Genomic DNA, 1034 nt, shown 5'->3' with positions numbered 1-1034 from the left:
ACTGTCATTGGCAACATTTTGGAAAGTTGAAGAAAGTATGAAAACACTTCGTATTGGCGATATTTACGAAAAAGAAGCTCAAGACTTGCTGAACAGCAAAAGGTCAGTATCTATTGTTCATGCAACAGGAGATATAGATGCGAGTGGGGACGAACTTGAAATTCCAATCCGTAAGTTTCTCCGAAAGCGATTACCCGAAAAGTACTATGTTGGGCATGGGCATATTGTAGACAAGAACTTAAATATCAGTGCACAGTTTGACGTAATTATAGCTGATTCTAGTGCTACACCGATTTTATATGACACTGAAAATGGTACTGAGTACTTTCCATACGAATCTGTTTACGCTATCGGTGAAATAAAATCTACGTATAACAAAAACAGTAAGCAAATAGTTAATTTTTCCAACTCAATTGATACGCTAAAAAGCCAAATGGTTCGCGAGGCTGTCAATAAGCACTATATTGGACATGGAGTTCAATTAGGAGAAGAGTTTGGAATTTCAGGTGTCAAAGATATCAGAAATAACTTGTTTAACTTCATGGTTTTTGGAGGTTCAGGTAACTGCACGACTGCAGATGTGAGAGCACAGCTAGCCCAAAATAATCGTAATAGCAATCCAAACGTAATGTGCTTTCTGGATGGTGCCATCGTTACTCAGCTAGAAACCGACAATCAAGGTAACCCGATTAGCTCATATGTATTTGAACCTTGGGATGAGCAAATCATCAAAACTAAACTGGCTAGATTGAAATACACTCATGACAAAAAGTCAGGTATGGCTTTAGCTGTGTTGTTACTTAGTTTATCCAACCATCTATCTAAGACTCTCTTAAAATCGCCTAACATGACTGACTACTTAACAACGATGCTTGCGGAATCTAGTGCGGAGGGAGAGGTAGTCGGTATCTAATGACAGTTAACAAACTGTTTAAGAGTGATTCGCAACGCGTGGCATTTTTACCATGCGTTGGTTTTAGTGTTTAAGGTGGCATACGGGAGCTTCGGTATTGCGTTGCTCACACCTTAACAGG

General features: G+C 39.3%; 1 protein-coding gene. It reads left to right on the top strand.

Going from position 1 to position 1034, the window contains the following annotated elements; all coding sequences use genetic code 11:
* The coding region (locus tag ACKLNH_RS20640) for a DUF6602 domain-containing protein (RefSeq protein WP_413114142.1) at positions 1-913 on the top strand (913 nt) is incomplete at its 5' end.
* Positions 914-1034: the final 121 nt, after the last annotated feature.

This window comes from Thaumasiovibrio clandestinus, assembly GCF_047250365.1.
GTDB lineage: Bacteria > Pseudomonadota > Gammaproteobacteria > Enterobacterales > Vibrionaceae > Thaumasiovibrio.
This window is presented reverse-complemented; position numbering and strand designations above follow the sequence as displayed.